Source organism: Spongiactinospora rosea, from assembly GCF_003315795.1.
Classification (GTDB): Bacteria; Actinomycetota; Actinomycetes; order Streptosporangiales; family Streptosporangiaceae; genus Spongiactinospora; species Spongiactinospora rosea.
Genome location: NZ_QMEY01000026.1, coordinates 33,786 through 54,816, shown reverse-complemented (window position 1 = coordinate 54,816; position 21,031 = coordinate 33,786). Strand labels below are relative to the sequence as shown.

Here is a 21,031-nt window from a genome sequence, read left to right as displayed (position 1 = left end):
AGGCCGTCGTCCCGCCGGCCCCCGGGTCGGCGGGTCGCCACGGCCCCTTTCGACTAGCGGGCGCGGTCCGCCCAGTGCTTGCCGCTCGCCGCGATCCCCTCCAGTACGTGCAGGGTGTGGTGGACCCCGGCCGCGTCGAGAGTGGCCTCCGCGACCGTGCCGGGGGCCTCGCCCTGCTGAAGCTCCTCCACGGCCAGGCCGTCCGCGGGGATGGTGATCCGCTGCCCGTTGCACAGCGACAGCTCGAAGGTCCACGGGTGGCTCGCCGTCTGGCGGACGTGCACCACCGCGATCGACTCGAACCGGTAGTTGTCCCGCTGCTCTCCGGAGAACTCGCCGACCTCGAAGTCCAGCTCGGTGGTGACCTGGCGGACCCCGTCCCTGGTGAGGAGGAACAGCATGATCTCGTAGTCGCGGTAGCGCCAGGGGCCGCCACGCACCCGGGCGCGCGCGGACGAGGGGGCCGGGGTGTCGATGAAGCCGTAGGCGATGATCTCGCTCATGGCCAGCTTGTAGTGCCGCAGCGCATTGTTGAGCAGGATCTTCCGGTCGCAGTCGAGCCACGCGGCCAGCTCGGGGTCCTGGGGCTTGTCCGCCAGCCTCTGCCGCCACCGCTGGAATGCGGCGTGGCTCGCGTCCAGCGCCCGTCGGCTCTCCCGCCGCTCGTACGCGTGCCGCCGGTACTCCACCGCGATGTCCAGCCCGTCGCGCGCGGTGAACATGCCGGCCAACGCGGTGATGAGCAGCATCGTGCTGGTGTCCGCGACCGGGTCGGTCAGTGTGATGACGGTCCCGAGCGTGAGGAGGGCCACCGGCCCCAGCATCGCCAGGGGCGACGGCGCGGGCGGCTGCGACGGGCGGTTCCGCCATCGTTTGCACACCTCCGAGGTTCGGTGCCGGATCAGCCAGTTGATCCTGCCGACGCCGACCCTGCTCTCCCGGTACGTCTGCACGATCTCGTCACGGATCTTCTGCCGCACCCCCGCGGTCATCTCCATCCAGACTCCGCGCTCCATGCCGGGTGGCATGTACTTCGCGAAGTAGTGCAGGAACCGCTGATCGACCTTGCGGGCGAAACCGTCGGGCGGCGCCCGCCGGGGGGCGGGCCGCGCCGGGTCGCGCAGCGCCGCCCGCAGCCGCCGGGCCAGGACCTCCCGCAGGGTGAGGTAGCACCCGGCGAGGGTCACCAGGTAGCCGAGGAAGCCGAGCAGCGTCCCGGCCGTCAGCAGCAGGTAGCCCAGCGAGACGGCCGGCAGGCCGGTGACCGCTGCCAGGGCCGTCACCCGCGCGAGCACGACGCCGGGGATGCGGGGCGGCGGCGGCTTGTACTCCCGGGGCGCCAGAGGCTCCGGCTCGAAGAACTTCCAGCACCGGCCGGACCGGTCGCGGGCCCGCCACTCACGCCTGGCGCGGGCCAGCCCGCGATGCCACATCTGGTCGTGCAGCGGGCCTTCCAGGAACGTGCCAAGATGCCGCACGATCAGTGCCCTCTGGGTCTCGCCCAGCTCGTCCAGCTCCTTGAACACCGACCGCAGGTCGGCCCCGGGATCTTCCGCGCAGTCCAGCAGCCTGCGGACGGTCAGCACGCCGTCCGTCCAGGCGCCGCCGCCGATCCGGCGCAGCCCGCCGGGCTCGGCGCGCAGCGAGGCGGCCTCCTCGTCCGAGAGCTCGTGCCGCGTCCGGCCGCTGACCAGGGCGAGCAGCCAGTGGAACCAGACCTCGTCGGTGCGGTGCCCGGCCGCGAACGCCGCGTAGATCAGCTCCCTGGCGTGTTTGGCCATGCCGCCCTCCAGGAACCGCAGGCCGGTGCGGAACTTCTCCTCGGGCGCGGCGTCCGGCGACACCGTGTAGTTGTGGACGTCGCCGTGGACCACCCCCGCCTGCACCCCGACGCGGGCCGAGCCGTCCGCGCTGTTCGTCGTGCCGCGCTCCGGCCCCGTCGTGTGCGCGGTCATGACGGCGGTCCCTGGGCGAGCGTGATGGCCGCCGCGAGCGCCGTGGCCAGGCTGGAGACGTCGCCGATGAGCCCCCGGACCTTCCGCAGCGCCACCGTCACCGTGCTCGGCCGGGCCCCGCCGCGCAGCGCCTCGTCTGCCACGGTCAGCTCGCTCTCCACGGCGTCGTAGGTCACCTGGTCCACCTGGCCCTCGGCCAGCGCGCGGCGGAGCCGGGCGCGCAGCGCGTCGAGCGCCTGGGGCAGGTCGGCCGGCGGGGGCGGCTCGGAGGTGATCCGGATGCCGCCGTGTACGACGCCCGCCTGCACGCCCACCTGGGCGTTGCCCATCGCGATGTTCTCGGTCGTCCCGCGCATCTCCGGAATCCTCGGGGTCGGGGTCGGGGAGGGCAGGGTGCCTGCCGCGTGCTCGGCGGCCAGTTCCCCGGCGAGGGCGGCGGCGAAGGCCGCCGCGTTGACCACCGCGCGGCCCTGCCACTGCGCGCGGTCGCTCTCCTCCTTGCTGCCGTCGGCACGGTCGCTGATCCCGCGTACGACGACCACTGGCAGCGATCCGTTCAGGTGCGCGGCCTGGGCGATTCCCGCGCCCTCCATCTCGATCGCCCGCGCGTCGTTGTAGTTGTCCCTGATCCAGCGGGCGTACGCGGAGTCCGCGGAGTTGAGCACCACCTCGCCGGCGGCGATCGGCCCGAAGTGGATCTCCGGCTCCGGGGTGTACTCCGGCAGGTACCTGACCCACGAGTGGGTCCGGGCGATGTGCCGGGCGATCTGCTCGGCGGCGTGCGAGGTCTCCCACACCCGGGGACGGCTCTTGAAGCCGTCGTCCTCGCTGGTCCCGCCGTGGAAGGCGTAGATGTGGGTGGCGACCACCACGTCGCCGAGCGCGATGTGGGACTGCAGCGCGCCCGCCACCCCCACGAACAGCAGCGCGGCCGGGGCGAACTCGTGGATGGCGCGCTCGGCCAGCACCGCGGCGGACTGGTTGCCCTTGCCGACGTGGCCCAGGGCCACCTCGCACCCCGCGTCGGCCAGCCGGCCGACCTCGAAGCGGGTGCCCTGCGGGTGCCGGTGTACGCGCGGGCCGGACATCCGGCTGCGTACCGCCTGGTATTCGAGATCCAGTGCGGTGAGGATCACGGTCGGCGACGGGCTCATGGGCCTTCTCCGGTTAAGGCCGCCGACATGACGGGGCGGACCATCGGCGGGTAGAGGATCTTGTGCGGACCGGCCCGGAACAGCCGGGCCGGCCGGCCGGTGGCGGCCTTTCGCTCGGTGCCCGCCGGGATGATGAAACCGTCGGTCTTCTGCACCTTGCGGTAGAAATTACGGGGATCGAGCTGGATTCCCCACACTGCTTCGTACACCTCCTGCAACTCGGTGATCGTGAAGGTGGGCCCGCAGAACGCCGTGGCGAGCGCGGAGTATTCGATCTTGGCGCGGGCCCGTTCGACGCCGTCGGCGGCGATCCGCCGGTGGTCGAACGCGAGCCGTACGTCCCCCGCGAGCACGCCGTCCACGGGCTGCCACCGGGCGGCGGCGGCGTCGGTGCCCGCGGTCGGCTCCGGCAGCCGGGGCGCGATGGCCAGGAAGGCCACCGACACCACGCGGCCCCGCGGATCGCGGCCCGGAGTCCCGTACACCCGGAACTCCTCCAGGTGGACGTTCTCGATGTCGAGGTCGGTCTCCTCGGCCAGTTCCCGGCGGGCGGCGGCCGGGATCTCCTCCTCGGGGTGCCGCAGGAACCCGCCGGGCAGCGCCAGGGCGCCCCGGTACGGCTCGACGCCCCGCTCGACCAGCAGGATGTGCAGCCGCGACCGCCGCAACGTCAAGATCACCAGGTCGACGGCGAGCATGACGTACGGCGTTTTCCAGGGTTCGTCTTCCATGACGTCAGACTAGCTTCTTGTCATACTGACAGAAACTAGCCACAGGGGAATATCTGGAATGCCAACCGAGAATGTGCGGAGTCCCGCGAAAGTGCCGTCCCCTGGTGTATAAGCCGCCGGACCGAAAACGTCCGGACTTGTCCTAGCCTGCGAGTATGAAGATTCTCAGCCTGAACGTCGGGCGCGCGAAACCCGTCCCCTACACCGATGCCCCCTCCGGCGCGACCGGGATCGACAAGCGCCCGGTGGAAGGCCCGGTACGGGTGGCCGCGCCCGGCGCGCAGGGGAGCGGCGTGGCAGGCGACGACGTGTGCGACAGCCGCGTCCACGGCGGCGACGACCGGGCGGTCTACGCCTTCGCCCGCGAGGACCTGGACGGCTGGGAGAACGAGCTGGGCCGCCCCCTGCCGAACGGGACGTTCGGCGAGAATCTCACCACCATCGGCATCGATCTGAGAGAGGCCCTGGTCGGCGAGCGCTGGCGGGTCGGGCCCGAGGTGGTGCTGGAGGTGACCGGCGGGCGCATTCCCTGCCGGACCTTCGGCGGCTGGCTCGCCGAGAAGGGCTGGGTGCGGCGGTTCACCCAGAGCGGTTCGCCGGGCGTCATGCTGCGGGTGATCGAGCCGGGCGAGCTGCGCACCGGTGACGCGATCGAGGTGATCCACCGCCCGGAGCACGATGTCACGGTCGCCAGGCTGTTCCGCGCCGTGACGACCGAACGCGCGGAGTCGCCCAAGATGCTGGTCGCCGCGCCCTGGATGGAACGCGAGCAACTGTCCTACGTGCGCAACCACATCGCCAAGTACCACGACGGCCCCTGACCCCGCGCGAAGGGCGGGGCCGGGCCGCCGCTGGGCGGGTCAGGCCCCGTCGGCGCGCACCCACTCGGTGTCGGAGGTGACCTCGGCCAGCCGGTCGGGCAGCGGCGACACCCCGAGCCCCGGCTCCCGCGGCACGGCCAGCCTGCCCTCACGCAGCACGAACGGCTCGGTGATGTCGGCCGCGTAGTAGCGGCGGGAGGCGGAGGTGTCGCCGGGCAGGGTGAACCCCGGCAGCGCGGCCAGCGCCACGTTGGCGGCCCGGCCGAGGCCCGTCTCCAGCATGCCGCCGCACCACACGGCGATCCCGTTGGCCTGGCACAGGTCGTGGATGCGGCGGGCCTCCAGGTATCCGCCGACCCGGCCCGGCTTGATGTTGACGATCGAGCACGCGCCGATGGCCAGGGCCAGCGCCGCGTCCTCGGCCGACTTGATCGACTCGTCCAGGCAGATGGGTGTGCGCACCTGCTTGGCCAGCGCGGCGTGCTGGTACAGGTCGCCCGCGGCGAGCGGCTGCTCGATCAGTTCCAGGTCGAATTCGTCCAGCCGGGCCAGCGTCCGCGCGTCGGTGAGGGCGTAGGCGGCGTTGGCGTCCACCTGGAGCGGTACGTCGTCGCCGAACCGCTCCCTGACCGCGCGCACCGGGGCGATGTCCCAGCCGGGCTGGATCTTCAGCTTGATCCGGAGGTAGCCCTCCTCCAGGTACCCGGCGACCGCGTCGAGGAGTTCGCCGATGGAGTTCATGATGCCGACCGAGACCCCGCACCTGACCTCGTCGCGGACCGCCCCGAGGTAGCGGCCGAAGGACACCCCGGCCGCGCGCAGCTCGGCGTCGAGCACCGCCATCTCCAGGGCGGCCTTGGCCATCGGGTGGCCCTTGAACTTCGCCAGCGTGGGCGCGACCCGGTTGGCGTCCAGGTCGGGACGGGCGGTCAGCGCCGGGATGAGGAAGCGGCGCATCACCTCGGCCGCGCCGTCGGTGTACTCCTCGGAGTACAGCGGGCTCTCCATGGTGACGCACTCGCCCCAGCCCTCGGCCTCGGGGGTGACCACGCGGACCAGCAGGATGTCGCGGTGCAGCTCTTCCTTGAACGACGTGCGGAACGGGGCGACCAGCGGCATCTGCACGCGCCGCAGCTCAACTCCGGTGATCTTCACGATGCCTCCAGGTCGATGACATAGCAGTTGGCGGAACTGAATCCGGTGACCGCGGCGCCCGCCCCGAGCAGGCCGCCGAGGACTTCGCGCAGCGCGGACCGCCAGGCGGCGGCGCTCGCCCGGTCGGTGTGCCGCATCCGCTCGATGTCGGCGGGCACCTCGGCGAGCACGACGGACCCTCCGGACCGGGTGGCCGCCGGGTCGTGCAGCGGCAGCCCGTCCGGGCCGACGCTCAGTATTCTCGGCGCGTCCACCACCGGCGCGGGCACGCGTACGCCGGACGCGGCCGTCACGGCCCGCTCGGAGTCCAGCCGCCACTCGACCAGCACCCGGTCGGTGGGCGTGCCGCCGTTGACGGCGTCCTCCATCGGGCCGTAGAAGTCGGTGAAGTACGCGGTCGGCAGCGCGCCCAGCTTGGTGATGTTGAAGTGCGCGTTGCGCCGGATGAGCGGGTCGTAGGTCCAGGTCACCCGGTTGATGCCGCGGGCCAGCGCCCAGGCCCGCTGGTGCAGCTTGAGCGTGTAGCCGATGCTCCTGGCCTGGGCCGAGGCCGCGACCCCGGCCATGTGCGAGTGCAGTACCTGCCCGGCGGGCTCGGCGTACACGCCGACGCACGCGCCGACCATCTCCTCGCCGTCGAACGCGCCGGTCACGTAGTTGCCGGTGTGGCACAGCGCCCGCAGCAGGCTCGTGATCATCGGCGGCTCGCCGCCGGGCTCGGCCCGCCAGATGGTCCCGAACAGGGCGCACAGCCGCTGCAGGTCGGCGGTCTCGCGCAGCTCGGCGACACGGACCCCGCTACGGCCCGCCGCCGCGCGCGCCGCTTCGGCCGCCGCGCCGGCCACGTCGGACAAGGGCGCCGATAAACGTGTCATGGAACTCATCGTGCTGGTCTCCCGCCGTCCTCACCTGGTCCGGCCGACACAAAACCGGGGGCCGATTTCGTCGTGCCGGACGTTCCGCCGCGAAGTTCGTGAAGCAGCTCGGAGAGCAGCGCGACCAGCAGGGCGGTACGGCCCGGCAGCTCGGCCACCACCACGTGCTCGTCATCGGCGTGCGCGCCGCCGCCGACCGCGCCGAGCCCGTCGAGCGTCGGCGTCCCGGCCGCGGCCGTCCGGTTGCCGTCCGAGCCGCCGCCGACGGCGACGCCGCGCAGCTCGATGCCCTGATCGGCGGCGACCCGCCGGGCCAGGTCGAACAGCCCGGCCGACGCCGCGCGCTCCAGCGGCGGGATGCTCACGCCGGTCGAGGCGCGCAGCGACGCCCCCGGCGTGTCCGGGCGCAGCCCGGCCAGGGCGGTCTCCACCCGGAGCTGTTCGGCCACGGTCGCGGCCCGTACGTCGATCTCGACGCGGGCCAGCGCGGGCACGGTGTTGCCCGCGCTGCCCGCCGACATCATGGTGGGGGTGACGGTGGTGCCCGCCCCCGGATCAGCCAGCGCCGCGATGACCCGCACCTGGTGGGCGGCCTCGACCAGGGCGTTGATCCCGCGCTCCGGCTCGAGCCCGGCGTGCGCCGCCCGCCCGTGCACCTCGACCGTGTGCCGGGAGACGCCCTTGCGGGCGATCTTCAGCGCGCCGCCGTCCGCGCCCGGCTCCAGCACCAGGGCCGCGGTACGGCCGAGCGCGCTCTCCTCGACCAAAGCCCCGGACGTCGGCGAGCCGATCTCCTCGTCCGCGTTGACCAGCACGGTGATCCCGGCCCGGTCCGGCAGCGCGGCGAGCGCGTGGAAGATCATGACCAGCCCGGCCTTCATGTCGAAGCAGCCCGGCCCGCGTACCACGCCTCCGGTCACCGACCAGGGGATGCGGTCCAGGGTGCCGATCGGCCACACCGTGTCGTAGTGGCCGAGCAGCAGCACCCGGGCGGGGGCGTCGCCGAAGTCCCAGCGCAGGTGGGTACGGCCGCCGACGGTGATCCGCTCGGGCGGTACGCCGAGCAGCCGGGTGCCGACCTCGGCCGTGACCTCCGCGCCCGTGGCCAGCGCGGCCAGGTCGGCCGAGGGGGTCTCGCAGGTCACCAGGGTTTCCAGGTCGGCCAGCATCGCGGGCAGCGCCGCGGTGAAATCCATCATTCGTCCCTCACGCGTCCTCATCCAAGCACCCGGCGCAACAGCGCGAGGACGTTGCCGCCGAGCACCTTGGCGGTGTCGTCCCCGGTGAAGCCCCGGCGCAGCAGCGCCTCGGTGACCAGCGGGAGTCCTTCCGGGCCTTCCAGGCCGGGCACGCAGGCATGGATGTCGAGTCCTGCCACCTCCATGCCATCGCACCACGGCGGGGTCAGGTCGGCCTCCACCTCCTTGAGGAAGTCGGGGCCCAGGCCGACGTGGTCGATCCCGGCCACGCCCGCGATGTGCTCGATGTGATCGACGATCTTGTCCACTGTGTGCTCGGTCTCGTGCAGGAACGAGGCGAAGAAGTTGACGCACACCACGCCGCCGGTCGCGGCGATGCCGCGCAGCTGCGCGTCGGTCAGGTTGCGGTGGTGGTCGCGCAGCGCCCTGGCGCTGGAGTGGGTGGCGATCACCGGGCCCTGGGCGAGTTCCAGTACGTGCTCGACGCCGCCCGCCCCGAGGTGCGACACGTCGAGCAGCATGCCGAGCCGGTGCATCTCCGCGACGGCCGCCACGCCCGCGGCGGTGAGCCGCCCGCCCGTCGCGTCCTCGCCGCTGCCGTCGGCGAACGCGGTGCGTCCCATGTGCGTGAGGGACGCGACGCGTACGCCGAGCCGGTACAGGGTGGCGAACAGCTCGACGTCCGAGCCGATGCCGATACAGCTCTCCAGGGCCAGCACCAGCGCGATGCGCCCGCCGCCGAGCGCGGCGTCGATCTCGGCCGCGTCCCGGCACAGCGCGACGGCGTCGGCGTTGCCCTCCGCGAGCCGGTGCGCCGCCTCGATCATCCGCAGGGTCCGCTTCAGTGCCCCGTCCGTCTCATGATCCCAGCCGGAGAACACCGGGAGCACCTGCACGTTCACGCCGCCCGTGCGAAGCTGCGGCAGCCAGCGGGCGCGGAAGTAGTCCGCCCACTCGGCGGGCGGCCGGACGGTCACGGCCATCAGCAGGTCGTTGTGCGTGTCGGCGACCACGGCTTCGCGGTGGAGGCGGGACGCGTCGGTGGGCATCAGGGGACTCCGATCGTGCGCGCGGGGGCGGGTGAGAGCACTGCCGACCCTAGGCAGTGCGGGCGGGGGTGGCTTCGTCGGATCCGACGAAGAATCCTTGCCCGGTTTCGTCGCCGAGGAGGTGGCGGGGGTACGTGGTACAGCAGGCTGTACCCGATTTCGGGTGGTTGGCGGGTTTTTGCGAGCGACGCGAAATTCCTAGCGTTGCTGACATGACAGATCCCTATCGCATCGACCACTCGCCCTCCCACCGGCCGCCACCGGAATCGCCCAGGCCGGGCTCCTCCAAGGCGACGCTGCTCTGGGTCCTGCTCGCCATCAGCGTCGCGGGCAACGCGCTGGCCAACATCGCCGCGGGCGGCGCGGTGACGCCGCTCGGGCTCGCCGCGGGGGTCGTCGGCCTCGGCGCGATCGCCGGCCTGATCACACACTACGTGCGAGGGCGCCGGTCATGACCGCCGTCGTCACCCTGCACGAGGTCACCAAGCGCTACGGCGACGTCGTCGCGCTGGACGAGGTGTCGCTGATGTTCCCGCGCGGCAGGTTCGTGGCGGTCATGGGCCCGTCCGGGTCGGGCAAGAGCACGCTGCTGCACTGCGCCGCCGCGCTCGACCCGCCCACGTCGGGCGTGGTCCTGATCGGTGACGTGGACGTCAGCCGGATGTCCGAGACCAGGCGTACCGAGCTGCGCAGGAAGCACATCGGCTTCGTCTTCCAGTCCTACAACCTGCTGCCCACGATCTCCATCCAGGACAACATCACCCTGCCGCTGCGCCTAGCGGGCCTGCGCCCCGACGCCGGCTGGCTCGCCGAACTGGTGGACCGGGTCGGCCTGCGCGAGCGGCTGCACCACCGCCCCGGCGAACTCTCCGGCGGGCAGCAGCAGCGGGCGGCGATCGTCCGCGCGCTGGCCGCCCGCCCCGACGTGGTGTTCGCCGACGAGCCCACCGGCGCGCTCGACCTGCGCAGCGCCGCCCAGGTGCTCACCCTGCTGCGCGAACTGGTGGACGACCTCGGCCAGACCGTCGTCATGGTCACGCACGACCCCAACTCCGCCGCCCGCGCCCACGACACGCTCGTGATGGCCGACGGCAAGGTGGTCGACGTACTCAACGCGCCAGCCCCCGAAGACCTCGCCGTACGGCTGACCCGGCTCGGCAGGGAGCCGGTGTCATGATCAAGTTGTCGCTGGCCATGGCCAGGATCGGCGGCCTCGTCGTGGTCTTCGTGGCCGTGCTCGGCGGCGTGGCCCTGGTGACCGGGGCCGGAGTGATCATGGACTCGGGGTTCCGGTCCCAGCCCGCCGTACGGCTGGCCGGGGCCGACGTGGTGATCTCCGCCCCGCAGTCCATCAAACGCAACGAGGACCTGCCCGTCGCCCTACCCGAACGGGCCACCGTGCCCGCCACCCTCACCCACCGGATCGCCACCACCCCTGGCGTCGCCACCGCCACCCCCGACCTCTCCTTCCCCGCCGCCAAGTTCCCCCCCACCACACCCGACAGCAACTCCGCGCCCGCGACCGCTTCTGATCCGGCGACGGCGGGGCATGGGTGGGCGTCGGTCGCGCTCAGTGGGCGGGTGATCGAGGGGCGGGCGCCGCGCGGGGCCGATGAGGTCGCGGTGCGCGAGGGCACGATCGGCCAGACCGTGCGGCTGGTCGCGGGCGGCGTGCCCGGCACGTACCGGGTGACCGCCCTGGTGGACGCCCCCGGCATCTACTTCTCCGACGCCACCGCCGCCGCGCTCGCGGGCCGGACGACCGGCCCCCGCGCGGGCACCGTCGATCTCGTCGCCGTCCGGGCGGACCCCGGCGTGGGCCCCGGCGAACTGGCCGCGCGGATCAAGGACCGGATCGGCGCGAAGTACCAGGTCGCGACCGGCCGCGACCGCGCCGACGCCGAGTCCCCGGGCGCGGCGGCCGGACGTACCCTGCTGCTGCTTCTGCCCAGTTCGATCGGCGGCATCAGCCTGCTGATCGTCGGCTTCGTGGTCGGCGGCGGCATGTCCCTGTCGATCAACCGGCAGCGCCGCGACCTGGCCCTGCTGCGCGCCGCCGGGGCGACCCCGCGCCAGGTCCGCCGGGTGGTGGGCCTCCAGGGCACGATCGCCGCCGGACTCGCCCTGCTCCCGGGCGCGGCGCTCGGCTACTACCTGGCCGCCCGCTTCGGCGACCTGCTGGTCATGATCGGGGCGCTGCGCGCCGACCAACCGCTGGTCTACGGGCCGCTCCCGGCCCTCGGCGCGGCGCTGCTGCTGTACGGCGTCGTACGAGTCGCCTCCTGGGCCGCCGCGCTGCGGATCTCCCAGATGCCGGTGGTGTCCGGCATCGCCGGCCTCCGGCCGCCCTCCCCGGCCCGTACGAAGGCCGGACTGCTGCTCATCGTGGGCTCGCTGGTGCTGTCGGCCGCGCCGCTGCTGGTCCGGACCGAGGTCGCCGCGGTCGGTCCCTCGCTGGCCGCCATCCTGGCGGTGATCGGCCTGGCCCTGGCCGGACCCCGGCTGGTCCAGCGGGCGGCCGGGGCCGTCGCCGCCTCGCCGCTGGTGTCCCGGCTGCGCGGCCCGGCCTGGCTCGCGGTGCACAACTCGCACGGCAACGCCCTGCGCACGGCGGGCGCGGTCGCCGCCCTCGGCATGGTCGTCACCCTCGGCCTGAGCGTGGTGTTCACGCAGACCACGCTGGACCGGGCCCGGTCCGACGAGACCGCCCAGGCGATGTCCGGCCTGGTCACCATCACCGCCCCAGGGCTCGGCGGCATCCCGCGCGACCTGCTCGCCGACGTACGCACGCGCACCCGCGCGGCCGGGATGACGATGACCACGGTGGTCACCGAGCCCTTGCAGATGGGGGACGACCCGATGCTGATGGCCCGGCCCGTGATGGCCCTCGGCCCGGACGCCGACGGCCTGGTGGACCTCGGCCTGGCGGCCGGTCGGCTGCGCGACCTGCGCGGTCCCGCCGTCGCGCTGGACGAGCGGGTGGGCCGCGTGGGAGACCGCCTGGACCTCATGATGGGCGACGGCGCTCGGGTCGAGGCCCGCGTGGTGGCCACCTACCGGCGTTCGCTCGGCTTCGGCCCGATCGTGGTCTCCCGGGACCTCGCCCGCGCCCACACCACGTCCGGCCTGGACTCGGCGATCCTCGCCCGCCACGCCGACCTCGGCCCGCTGCTCGCGCGGTGGCCGGGCGTGACGGTGAGCGAGCGCGCCGACGGGCCGCAGGCGGGCGAGGCGTCCGCCCAGTCGCTGATCAACCTGGCCGTGCTCGGCGTACTGCTGGCGTACGTCCTGGTCGCGGTGGCCAACCGGTTGGTGGCCACCACCACCGGACGGCGCGAGGAACTGGACGGCCTGCGCCGCCTCGGTGCCACACCGCGCCAGTTGCGCCGGATGCTCCGCGTCGAAGCCGCCATGATCGGCGCCGGTGCCTCCGCCGCCGGCATCGTCCTCGCCGCCGTACCCCTGGTCCTCCTCGGCATCGGCTTCCTGTCCACTCCCCTCCCCACCGGCCCCTACTGGCTCATCCCCGCCCTAGTACTGCTGGTCGCCATGATCGTCTGGCTGGCCGTAGAACTGCCCGGCAGAGCAGCCTTCCGCTAAGGCTCGCGTACTTCTAAGCGACGCGCCGACCGCCACCACGCACGGCCCGGGCGCGGCCGTGTCCGCAGCGACGAGTGATGGAGTGAGGGAGCGAGGAACGAGCGAGTGAGCGACTGAGCGAGGAGCGGAGGGCGCGGCCTTGAAGGCGCCCGGGCCCGCGTGAGCGGAGCGAGCGCCTATGAACTCAGGCGGAGGTGCAGCATGGCCTCGAATCTGGCCTCCGGGTCGGACAGGTCCAGTCCGGCCACCTCTGCCAGGCGTTTGAGGCGGTAGCGGAAGGTGTTCGGGTGGACGTGCACCGCCGCTGCTGCGGCGATCACGTCGCCGAAGGTGTCCAGCCACGCCGACAGGGTCTCGGTGAGCGCGGTGCCGTGCTGCGCGTCGTACGCGCGTAGCCGGGTCACCGCCGCGCCCGACAGGTCGTCCTCGACCGAGACCCGGTCGGCCACCTCAAGCAGCAGGGACGGCACCCACACGTCGGTCAGCCGGGCCGCCCGCAGCGGCGAGCGTCCCGACCGCAGCACCCGGAGCGCGCGGTCGGCCTCGGATCGGGACCTGCGCAGTTCGGCGGGGCGGGCCGCAGGCCGCCCGATGCCGATCACCGCCGAGACCCGGCCGCCGATCCGTTCCAGGAAGGTCTGTGCGACGCGCAGTGCGGCCTCGTCGGAGGCGGCCGGCAGGATCGCGTACACGATGTCGTCGAGCTGGGCGGTGGCCGCCCTCGGATGGACCGCGCTCAGGTGCAGGGTGAGGGCCTGGCAGGCGCGCTGCGCCACCGCCACCAGGTCCGGCCCGGAGAACTGCCCGGTCACCGCCAGTGCCAGCACGCAGGCCGGGTGCGCGGAAAGGCCGAGCCGGGCGGCCGCGTCCGCCGCGCCGGAGCCGCCCTCCAGGACCTTGGCCAGCAGGTCGGCGCGGAGCCTGCCGCCCGCGTCCTCTCCGGCCCGGCGGCCGAGCAGGTGCAGCGCGGCCACCTTCGCCGCCTCCATCAGGGACCGGTCGCGGTCCTCGGTCAGCGGCTCGCGTACCACGACCCAGATCGAGCCCAGGATCTCGCCGCCCGCCCGGATGCCGATCGCCACCCGGGGCTTGTCCACGATGCTGTCCAGGTAGACCGGGCGGTCGCTGCTGTACAGCTCGTGGAACGCGCCGCGCTCCTCCAGCATGCGCAGCTTCTCGTAGGGCACCTGGCGTTCCAGGATGGTCGCGATCCGGGCCTCGTCGCCCTCGTCCTGCCTGCTGGAGAACGCCAGCACCCGGCCGTTGCGGTCCTCCACCGTCACCGGGCCGTCCAGCAGCGCGGCCGTGGCGTTGGCCAGCGCGAACAGGTCTCCGGCCAGCGGCTCCCCGGCGATGTGCGCCTCGCCCGCCTCCTCGACCGCGAGCAGCGAGCGCAGCAGCGCGGAGATCGGCGCCCACGACGCGCCCGGCGTGAGGCCGAGCACCGGCACCCCGGACTCGGCCACCGCCTCCTTCAGCCGGCCGTCCACCTCCACGGGGGAGCGCACGATCACCGCCGCCGCCCCGAGCGCCGCCGACCGCTCGACCAGCGCGGCGACCTCGCCCGCCCCGTAGACGCCGACGCCCAGCACCAGCGGGTCCGGTATACCGGAGGGCTCGTCGAGCGGATCGTGGATGAGCACCCCGCCGACCGGGCGGGACGGGTCGGGCTCGCCCGCGACGACCTCGACCAGGGTCGAGCCGAGGTCGTCGATGATCCGGCCCAGCACGGACGTCGGCGGTGAGATCACGACGTCGGGGCGTCCGCGCGGACGGAGGTGTCGCGGTGCATGCGGTGCCTTTCCTGCTACTCCCGCAGCAGGATATCCCCGTCCGGACCAGCCGGGCGTTCCACCACGTACCACCCGTCCCTGGCGAAACCGGTGACGCTCCAGCCCTTGGCCATCAGCCCGCCGAGCACGTCACGGACCGCCGAACGCCACTCCCGCGCCCCCCACGGGTCGCGTCGGCGCAGCGCCTCGATGTCGGACGGCACGCGGACCATCACCACGTCGCCGTCCGTACGTCCGGCCACGGGCCGGTCACCGGGACCGGAGTCCAGCCCGACCACGACGACGTCGCGGCGCGGGCCCGGCCGGGCCGCCGGATCGCCGGAAAGGTCCCAGCGGACCAGCAGCCGGTCGGTGTCGGTGCCCGCGTTCACCTCGTCGTGCATCACGCCGTAGAAGTTCGGCAGGTACTCCGTCGGCACCGCCCCCAGCTTGGCCAGGTTGAAGTAGGCGTTCCGGCTCACCAGCGGATCGAACGTCCAGGTCACCGCGGGGATGCCCCGGTCGATCGCCCAGGCCCGCTGGTGCAGCTTGAGGGCGTAGCCCACGCTGCGGCCCCGGGAGGCGCCCTCCACCGCGGTGATGTGCGAGTGCAGCCCCACGGTGGCCAGCAGCCCCAGCGACACCCCGGCCATCCGCTCGCCCTCGTAGGCCACCGAGGTGTACCCGCCGGAGTGCGACAGCACCCGCAGCAGCTCGGGGGTCATCAGCGGATCGCCCGACCCGGTGCGCCAGACCCGCTCGATCAGCCGGCACGCCTGGTGGGTCTCCTCAAGGTCGTGCAGCTCCCTGATGGTCACCCCGGCGTCGGCCGCGGCCTGCCGCGCCGCCTCCCACGCGTCGATGCCGTCCACCTCAGCCGGCCTTCGGGGTGGCCCGGCCCCCGTGGTGCAGGTACCGGGAGCCGTCGTCCAGCGAGTAGAACACCACCGGCACCCACTCCTTGCGCCCCTCCACATGGGTGGCGAACACGCCGGGCTCGGCGGGGAGCAGCACGCTCTCGGTCTCCGGGTGCTCCGCCAGCTCGGCCTGGGGGCCGGTGGCCAGCGTCCGCATGATCAGCTTGTCGTCCTCGTACGCGACCGTGAAGCGCACCGACGCCCGCTCGTAGACGCCGGTCAGCTCGGCCGGGTCGAACGGCACCTCGTGCCCGGCGGGCGCGATCGGGGCGGGCATCGCCACGCCCGCCAGGTCGGCGAAGATCTCCCGGTACAGGTCCCGGTAGAGGGCGTCGGGGTCGCCGCCGTTGGTCAGCAGGCAGACCGCCAGCTCCGCGTCCGGGAGCACCTGGAGGAACGCCGACTGCCCGATGGTGTTGCCGCCGTGCCCGAACAGCCGCCTGCCGTCCCAGCCGTTCAGGATCCAGCCGAGCCCCCAGGCGTCGCCGAGCAGGTACGGGTCGGGCAGCCGGACCTGCTCGGTCCGCATCAGCTCCGCGCTCTCCCGCGACAGCAACCGCGTGCCGTCGGCGGTGACGCCGCCGTCCAGGTGCATCCTGACGAACGTCAGCACGTCCTTCGGCGTCGAGCAGATCAGCCCGGCCGGTCCCATCGAGCGGGGCAGCACCCACTGCGGCGCGACCACCGGCGGGTCGCCGAAGTGCCCGGCGGCGGCCCGGAACCGCAGCGCCTCCTCCGGCAGTGTCACCGTGTGGGTGAGCCCGAGCGGGCGGAACAGCCGCTCGCGCATCAGCTCGTCCCACTGCAGGCCGGTCAGCCGCTCCTGGATCAGGCCGAGCAGCGGGAACCCGGAGTTGCAGTACGACATGGTCGCGCCCAGCGTGTGGATCGCGGCCACGCCGTCCAGCAGCGCGACGTACTTCTCCAGGCAGTCGCCCCCGCGGCCGGTGTCGTCGAACACGTCGCCGTCGATGCCGCTGGTGTGGCTGAGCAGGTGCCGCAGCGTCACGGACTTGGCGAGGCCGTCGTCGGCCAGGCGCAGCCCGGGGAACACCGACGCGATCGGCTCGTCCAGAGTGAGCACGCCCGCATCGACCAGGGCCATCGCCACGGTCGCGGTCCACACCTTGGTGATCGACCCGATCTGCCACAGCGTCTCGGTGGTCGCCTCGATGCCCGCGTCCACGTTGGCCAGGCCGGTGGCGGCCTCGGTCAGCTCCCCGCGGAAGAGGATTCCGAGGCTCGCGCCCGGCACCTTGTGCCTTTTGGCCAGCTCGGTGAGACGGGCCTGCCAGTGCCCGGCGCTCGGTTCACTCATGATCGGCTCCTCTGCCGTCGAGTACGGTGTGCTCGGTGACCCAGTCCACGACGCGGCGGCAGTAGTCGGCCCGGTGGGAGGGGCGGCCCGTGAGAATGAACAGGTGCGACGCGCCCGGGTACCGGACCAGCCGGACCGGCACCCCGCGCACCCGCAGCGCGTGGAACCACTCCTCCGCCTGCCCGGCCGGGCACCGCTCGTCGGCGTCGCCGTGCAGGATCAGCGTGGGCGCGCGTACGCCGTCCACGTAGGTGAGCGGGGACAGCTCGGCCTGCCGGTCGAGGCCGCCGATCTCGATCTCGGTCAGCGGCGGGCCGATGTCGGCCGTACCCGCGTCGCTGCGCAGGTCGGTGACCACCCCGCCCGGTACGACGGCGGCGAACACGTCGCTGCGCGCCGACAGCCAGCAGGACATGAAGCCGCCGTAGCTGTAGCCGGTGAGCGCGACCCGGCGCGGATGGACGAGCCCTTCGCCGATCAGCTCGCGTACCGGCTCCAGGATGTCCCGCTCGTCGGCCTCGCCCCACGCGCCCACCGCGGCGGTGTAGAAGTCCTCGCCGTAGCCGTCGCTGCCGCGGATGTTCAGCGCCAGGATCGTCCAGCCGCGCGCCGCGAGTTCCTGGTGGTAGAGGTGCGCGGCGTCGGCGTGCGGGGCCCACGCGTTGTGCGGGCCGCCGTGTACGTCCACCAGTAGCGGACCGCCCGCGGGGGCGCCGGGGTCGCGGATGAGGAACCCGTGGACGCGCGTGCCGTCGGAGACGGTGAACTCCCGCTCGGTCACCGGGTAGAGCGTGACATCGGGCAGCGCGTCGGCTGTGTGCCCGGTCAGCGCGGTCACCTCGCCGGTGCCCAGGTCGAGCAGTGCGACCTCGCCGAACGTCGCGCGGTCGGCGGTGATCAGCGCCGCCCTGCCCGCCTTGGCCGCGACCGAGCAGCCGCCGATCCCCGTCCCGGCGGGCAGCGGGAGTTCGGTGATGCCGGCGGCGTCCGCCCGGTACAGGCGGGTGACGCCCCGGTCGCGGGCGCAGAACAGGATGTCGTCGCCCACGAAGGCGGGCCGCGCGCCCGGGTAGCCGGGGCCGCCGGTCATCACGTTGCGGTCCAGGGACGTGGTGAGCGGCACCGGCTCCGAGCCGTCCAGCGGCAGGCGGAACAGCTCCTCGTGCCCGGCCGAGACCGTCGTACGTCCGGACACCAGCAGCGCCGTGCCGTCCGCGTACCAGACCACCTCGCCGGCCGTACCGGCGGTGAAACCGGCCGCGCGCGGCTCCGCGCCCTCGGCGGTGGCGTCGATCACCTGGACGGGATACCGCCCGGTCAGGTCGCGGTCGTCGGCCAGCGCCGCGGCGAAGGCCAGCCGGGTGCCGTCGGGGGACCACGCGGGTGCGCCCGCCCGGATGTCGCCGCTGGTCAGCCGGCGCGTGTCGCCGCTGGCGACGTCGATGACGAAGACGTGCACGCCGCCCTGCCCGAGCAGCCCCGCCCCGTCGGCCTTGTACCAGAGCCGGTCGACGACGACCGGCGCGTTCTCGTCCTTGCGGGGGACGAGGGCGGAGCAGGCGATCCTGGTCCCGTCCGGGCTCCAGACGGGCGGCCCGTGCTGGTGGTCATCGCCGCCCACCGGTACGGCCTCGCCGCCCGCGGCGGGCAGCAGGTGCAGCCTGCCCTCGCGCAGGAAGGCCACCGAGGTCCCGTCGGGGGACCAGCGCGGCGAGGAGTCGGCCGGGCCGCAGGTCAGCCGCCTGGGCGGCCCGCCGTCCGCGCGGACCTCCCACAGGCAGGAGACCGGCCGGTCCTGCGCGGCGTCCTGGGTGGTCAGGGTGTAGACGACGCGCTCGCCGTCCGGGGACAGGTCCGGATCACCCGGTACGGCGAAGCGGTACAGGTCGTCGATGGCCAGGGGCCTGCTCAAGGGGTCTCCTCCAACGTGGGCACGCAGGACAGCAGGGTGCGGGTCGTTTCGTGGGCGGGCCGCTGGAACACCTCGCCGGCCGTGCCGTGCTCGACGATCCGCCCGGCGTCCATCACCGCGACCCGGTCGGCCAGGTACCGGACCACGGCGAGGTTGTGCGAGATGAACAGCATCGCGAACCCCATCTCGCGCTGCAGATCGCGCAGCAGGTTGAGGATCGCGCCCTGCACGGACACGTCGAGCGCCGAGGTGATCTCGTCGGCGATCAGCACACCGGGCCGGGCGGCGAGCGCGCGGGCCAGCGCGACCCGCTGCCGCTGCCCGCCGGACAGCGCCCGGGGGGTCAGCCCGGCGCGGGCGGGGTCCAGCCCGACCAGCTCCAGGTACCGTGCCACCTCCTTGTCCCTGGCCGCCCGCCCGGTGCGGGGCAGCCCCTGGGCGACGGCGGCGCCGATGGTCATGCGCGGATCGAGCGAGGCGTAGGGGTCCTGGAAGACGAGCTGTACGGGGCCGCGCCCCGGCCGCCGGGCGATCTTCCGCCCGTCCACCGTGATCTCCCCGGCCACCACCGGCGCCAAGGCCACGGTGGCCTTGCCCAGCGTGGACTTGCCGCAGCCCGACCCGCCGACCAGGCCGGTCACGGTCCCGTCCGGGACGTCGAGGTCCACCTCGCGTACCGCGACGAACCGGTCATAACGCACGGTCACCCCGCGGATCGACAGCGCGCTCACGCGCCCACCTCCGAGTACGGGTGCCAGCAGGCGACCCGGCCCGCCGTGCCGTGCTCCTCAAGGGCCGGCGTCTCGCGCAGGCAGCGGGCGTTCGCCCGTTCGCAGCGCGGCGCGAAGGCGCAGCCCTCGGGCCGCTCGGCCGGTTCGGGCGGGCGGCCCGGGATGGTCGCCAGCCTGCTCTCCCGGTCGGTGGACATCGTGGGGACCGCTCCGATCAGCGCCCGGGTGTAGGGGTGGGCGGCCCCGGTGCGCAGTTTCTCCACGGGCAGCTCCTCCACGACCCGCCCGCCGTACATGACCATGACCCGCCGGCAGACCTGGGCGACGACCGCGATGTCGTGCGAGACCAGGATCAGCGCCGCGCCGGACTCGGCGCGCACCTTGGCCAGCAGGTCCAGGACCTGCTGCTGGACCAGCACGTCCAGCGCGGTGGTGGGCTCGTCGGCGATGATCAGCTTCGGCTCGCCCATCAGGCCCATGCCGATCATGGCCCGTTGCCGCATGCCGCCGGAGTACTCGTGCGGGCGCTGCCCGGCCCGGCGTTCCGGCTCGGGGATGCGCACCGCGCCGAGCCGGTCGACGGCCCGGGCCGCGGCCTGCGACCGCGAGTGCCCCAGGTGGACCTCGGTGACCTCGGCGAGCTGGCGGCCGACCCGCAGCGCCGGGTTCAGCGACGCCATCGGGTCCTGGAACACCATGGCCATGGAGGTGCCGGTACGCGGCCGGGTGAGCAGGTCCACGTCGTCGAAGCGCAGCGTGGCCGCGCTCACCCGCCCCGGGTGCGGCACCAGCCCGGCCAGCGCCAGCGCGGTCAGGCTCTTGCCCGACCCGGACTCGCCCACCAGGCCGACCGCCTCGCCCTCGGAGATGGACAGCGACACCCCCCGGACCGGCGTGAGGCCGCCGGGGAACGTCACCCGCAGGTCGTCGGCCTGAAGCAGCACCTCGCGCGGAGCCGTCGCGGGGGAGGGCGGGGGAACCTCGTCCCGCGCGAGCGGTGGGGAGGAGGAATCACTGCCGCTCGCGCGGGCGAGGACCTCGCCGACCAGGCTGAACGTCAGCCCGGCGAGAATGATGGCCGCCCCGGGGGCGAGCGCCACGACCGGCTGCACGTAGATCTGGTCCAGTTGCTCGTTGAGCAGCCGCCCCCAGTCGTACTCCGGCGGCTGCACGCCGATCCCGAGGAAGGACAGGCCGGAGAACGACACCAGGATCTGGGCCATGGTCTGGCTGGTGAACAGCACCACCGGCTCGGCGATGTTCGGCAGTACGTGCCGCGCGACCAGCCGGACCCGGCCCACGCCCAGGATGCGCGCGGCGGCGACGTAGTCCGAGCCGATCACCCCCGCCGTCAGGTTCTGCACCAGCCGGGCGGCGGGCGGCACCGTCGCCAGTCCCACCGCCAGCACCGCGCCGGTGGTCCCCAGCCCGAAGATCGTCGCCAGGAACAGCACGAACAGCAGGCCGGGGAAGGCCACCAGCACGCCCACGGTCGCGGTGACGAACCGCCGCAGCCGGGTGCCGAGCATCGCCGGGGCGACGCCGAGCAGCAGCCCGCCCGCCGTGCCGATCGCGGTGGCCAGCAGGGTGAGCCCGATCGTCAGCCCGGTGGCGGCCACCACGCGGGCCGCGACGTCCCGGCCGAGGTGGTCCACGCCGAACAGGTGGCCACCGCCGTCACCGCCGATGGCCGAGGTGTCCACCCGGTCGGCCGCCGCGCCCATCAGGGCCGGGCCGAGCACGGTGACCAGCGCCAGCACGGTGACGGCGACCAGCGCGGTGACGCCGAGCGGCGTGCGGAGCGTGCGGCGGAGCCGGTGCGCGAAGGACGCGTTGGACATG

17 protein-coding genes are annotated in these 21,031 nt (G+C 73.6%); 4 read left to right on the top strand and 13 right to left on the bottom strand.

What is annotated here, in order from left to right; all coding sequences use genetic code 11:
- Positions 1–53: 53 nt before the first annotated feature.
- From DP939_RS37335 to DP939_RS37325, 3 genes are read right to left on the bottom strand one after another with little or no spacing between them, the layout of a single operon-like run.
- Entirely contained in the window at positions 54–1,955 is a 1,902-nt protein-coding gene (locus DP939_RS37335; protein ID WP_113985559.1) for a hypothetical protein, read from the bottom strand.
- Positions 1,952–3,109 (bottom strand): 5'-methylthioadenosine/S-adenosylhomocysteine nucleosidase family protein, encoded by a 1,158-nt coding sequence (locus DP939_RS37330; protein ID WP_113985558.1) that lies wholly within the window; start codon positions 3,107–3,109, stop codon positions 1,952–1,954. The genes DP939_RS37335 and DP939_RS37330 overlap by 4 nt, the downstream gene beginning before the upstream one ends.
- Complete coding sequence (locus DP939_RS37325) at positions 3,106–3,840, bottom strand: NUDIX hydrolase (protein ID WP_113985557.1); 735 nt, start codon at positions 3,838–3,840, stop codon at positions 3,106–3,108. Before DP939_RS37325 ends, DP939_RS37330 begins: the two co-directional genes overlap by 4 nt.
- Before the next feature lie 155 nt (positions 3,841–3,995).
- Between DP939_RS37325 and DP939_RS37320 the strand changes: the two genes are divergently transcribed.
- A complete protein-coding gene (locus tag DP939_RS37320; protein WP_113985556.1) occupies positions 3,996–4,661 on the top strand; it encodes an MOSC domain-containing protein in 666 nt (221 codons plus the stop codon).
- Positions 4,662–4,700: 39 nt separating this feature from the next.
- On the opposite strand, the gene menC is transcribed toward DP939_RS37320, so the two are convergent.
- From menC to DP939_RS37300, 4 genes are read right to left on the bottom strand one after another with little or no spacing between them, the layout of a single operon-like run.
- On the bottom strand, positions 4,701–5,816 hold the full coding sequence (menC, locus tag DP939_RS37315) for an o-succinylbenzoate synthase (protein WP_113985555.1): 1,116 nt from the start codon (positions 5,814–5,816) through the stop codon (positions 4,701–4,703).
- Positions 5,813–6,691 (bottom strand): GNAT family N-acetyltransferase, encoded by an 879-nt coding sequence (locus DP939_RS37310; protein WP_199565670.1) that lies wholly within the window; start codon positions 6,689–6,691, stop codon positions 5,813–5,815. The genes menC and DP939_RS37310 overlap by 4 nt, the downstream gene beginning before the upstream one ends.
- A 5-nt stretch (positions 6,692–6,696) precedes the next feature.
- Positions 6,697–7,890 carry a M20 family metallopeptidase gene (locus DP939_RS37305; protein ID WP_199565669.1) on the bottom strand — a complete coding sequence of 398 codons (1,194 nt, stop codon included), beginning with the start codon at positions 7,888–7,890 and terminating at the stop codon, positions 6,697–6,699.
- Between the two features lie 17 nt (positions 7,891–7,907).
- Positions 7,908–8,939 (bottom strand): dipeptidase, encoded by a 1,032-nt coding sequence (locus DP939_RS37300; RefSeq protein ID WP_113985553.1) that lies wholly within the window; start codon positions 8,937–8,939, stop codon positions 7,908–7,910.
- Positions 8,940–9,151: 212 nt separating this feature from the next.
- Here DP939_RS37300 and DP939_RS37295 point away from each other — a divergent pair, with 212 nt between their 5' ends.
- From DP939_RS37295 to DP939_RS37285, 3 genes are read left to right on the top strand one after another with little or no spacing between them, the layout of a single operon-like run.
- Entirely contained in the window at positions 9,152–9,394 is a 243-nt protein-coding gene (locus tag DP939_RS37295) for a hypothetical protein (protein ID WP_113985552.1), read from the top strand.
- Positions 9,391–10,116 carry an ABC transporter ATP-binding protein gene (locus DP939_RS37290; RefSeq protein WP_113985551.1) on the top strand — a complete coding sequence of 242 codons (726 nt, stop codon included), beginning with the start codon at positions 9,391–9,393 and terminating at the stop codon, positions 10,114–10,116. The genes DP939_RS37295 and DP939_RS37290 overlap by 4 nt, the downstream gene beginning before the upstream one ends.
- Positions 10,113–12,539, top strand: a complete 2,427-nt coding sequence (locus DP939_RS37285) for an FtsX-like permease family protein (protein ID WP_113985550.1) — start codon at positions 10,113–10,115, stop codon at positions 12,537–12,539. The genes DP939_RS37290 and DP939_RS37285 overlap by 4 nt, the downstream gene beginning before the upstream one ends.
- Before the next feature lie 176 nt (positions 12,540–12,715).
- Here DP939_RS37285 and DP939_RS37280 read toward each other — a convergent pair whose 3' ends face one another.
- From DP939_RS37280 to DP939_RS37260, 6 genes are read right to left on the bottom strand one after another with little or no spacing between them, the layout of a single operon-like run.
- On the bottom strand, positions 12,716–14,290 hold the full coding sequence (locus DP939_RS37280; RefSeq protein ID WP_113985549.1) for a PucR family transcriptional regulator: 1,575 nt from the start codon (positions 14,288–14,290) through the stop codon (positions 12,716–12,718).
- Between the two features lie 56 nt (positions 14,291–14,346).
- Positions 14,347–15,183: a GNAT family N-acetyltransferase gene (locus DP939_RS37275; RefSeq protein WP_225878729.1), complete on the bottom strand. Its 837-nt coding sequence runs from the start codon at positions 15,181–15,183 to the stop codon at positions 14,347–14,349.
- Between the two features lies 1 nt (position 15,184).
- Entirely contained in the window at positions 15,185–16,546 is a 1,362-nt protein-coding gene (locus DP939_RS47285; RefSeq protein WP_199565667.1) for a serine hydrolase domain-containing protein, read from the bottom strand.
- Positions 16,539–18,458 carry a S9 family peptidase gene (locus tag DP939_RS47280; protein WP_199565666.1) on the bottom strand — a complete coding sequence of 640 codons (1,920 nt, stop codon included), beginning with the start codon at positions 18,456–18,458 and terminating at the stop codon, positions 16,539–16,541. Before DP939_RS47280 ends, DP939_RS47285 begins: the two co-directional genes overlap by 8 nt.
- Positions 18,455–19,189 carry an ABC transporter ATP-binding protein gene (locus DP939_RS37265; protein ID WP_113985548.1) on the bottom strand — a complete coding sequence of 245 codons (735 nt, stop codon included), beginning with the start codon at positions 19,187–19,189 and terminating at the stop codon, positions 18,455–18,457. Before DP939_RS37265 ends, DP939_RS47280 begins: the two co-directional genes overlap by 4 nt.
- The gene (locus DP939_RS37260; RefSeq protein WP_113985547.1) at positions 19,186–21,030 is read right to left on the bottom strand and encodes a dipeptide/oligopeptide/nickel ABC transporter permease/ATP-binding protein; all 1,845 of its coding nucleotides are present in this window, start codon (positions 21,028–21,030) and stop codon (positions 19,186–19,188) included. Before DP939_RS37260 ends, DP939_RS37265 begins: the two co-directional genes overlap by 4 nt.
- Position 21,031 lies beyond the last annotated feature (1 nt).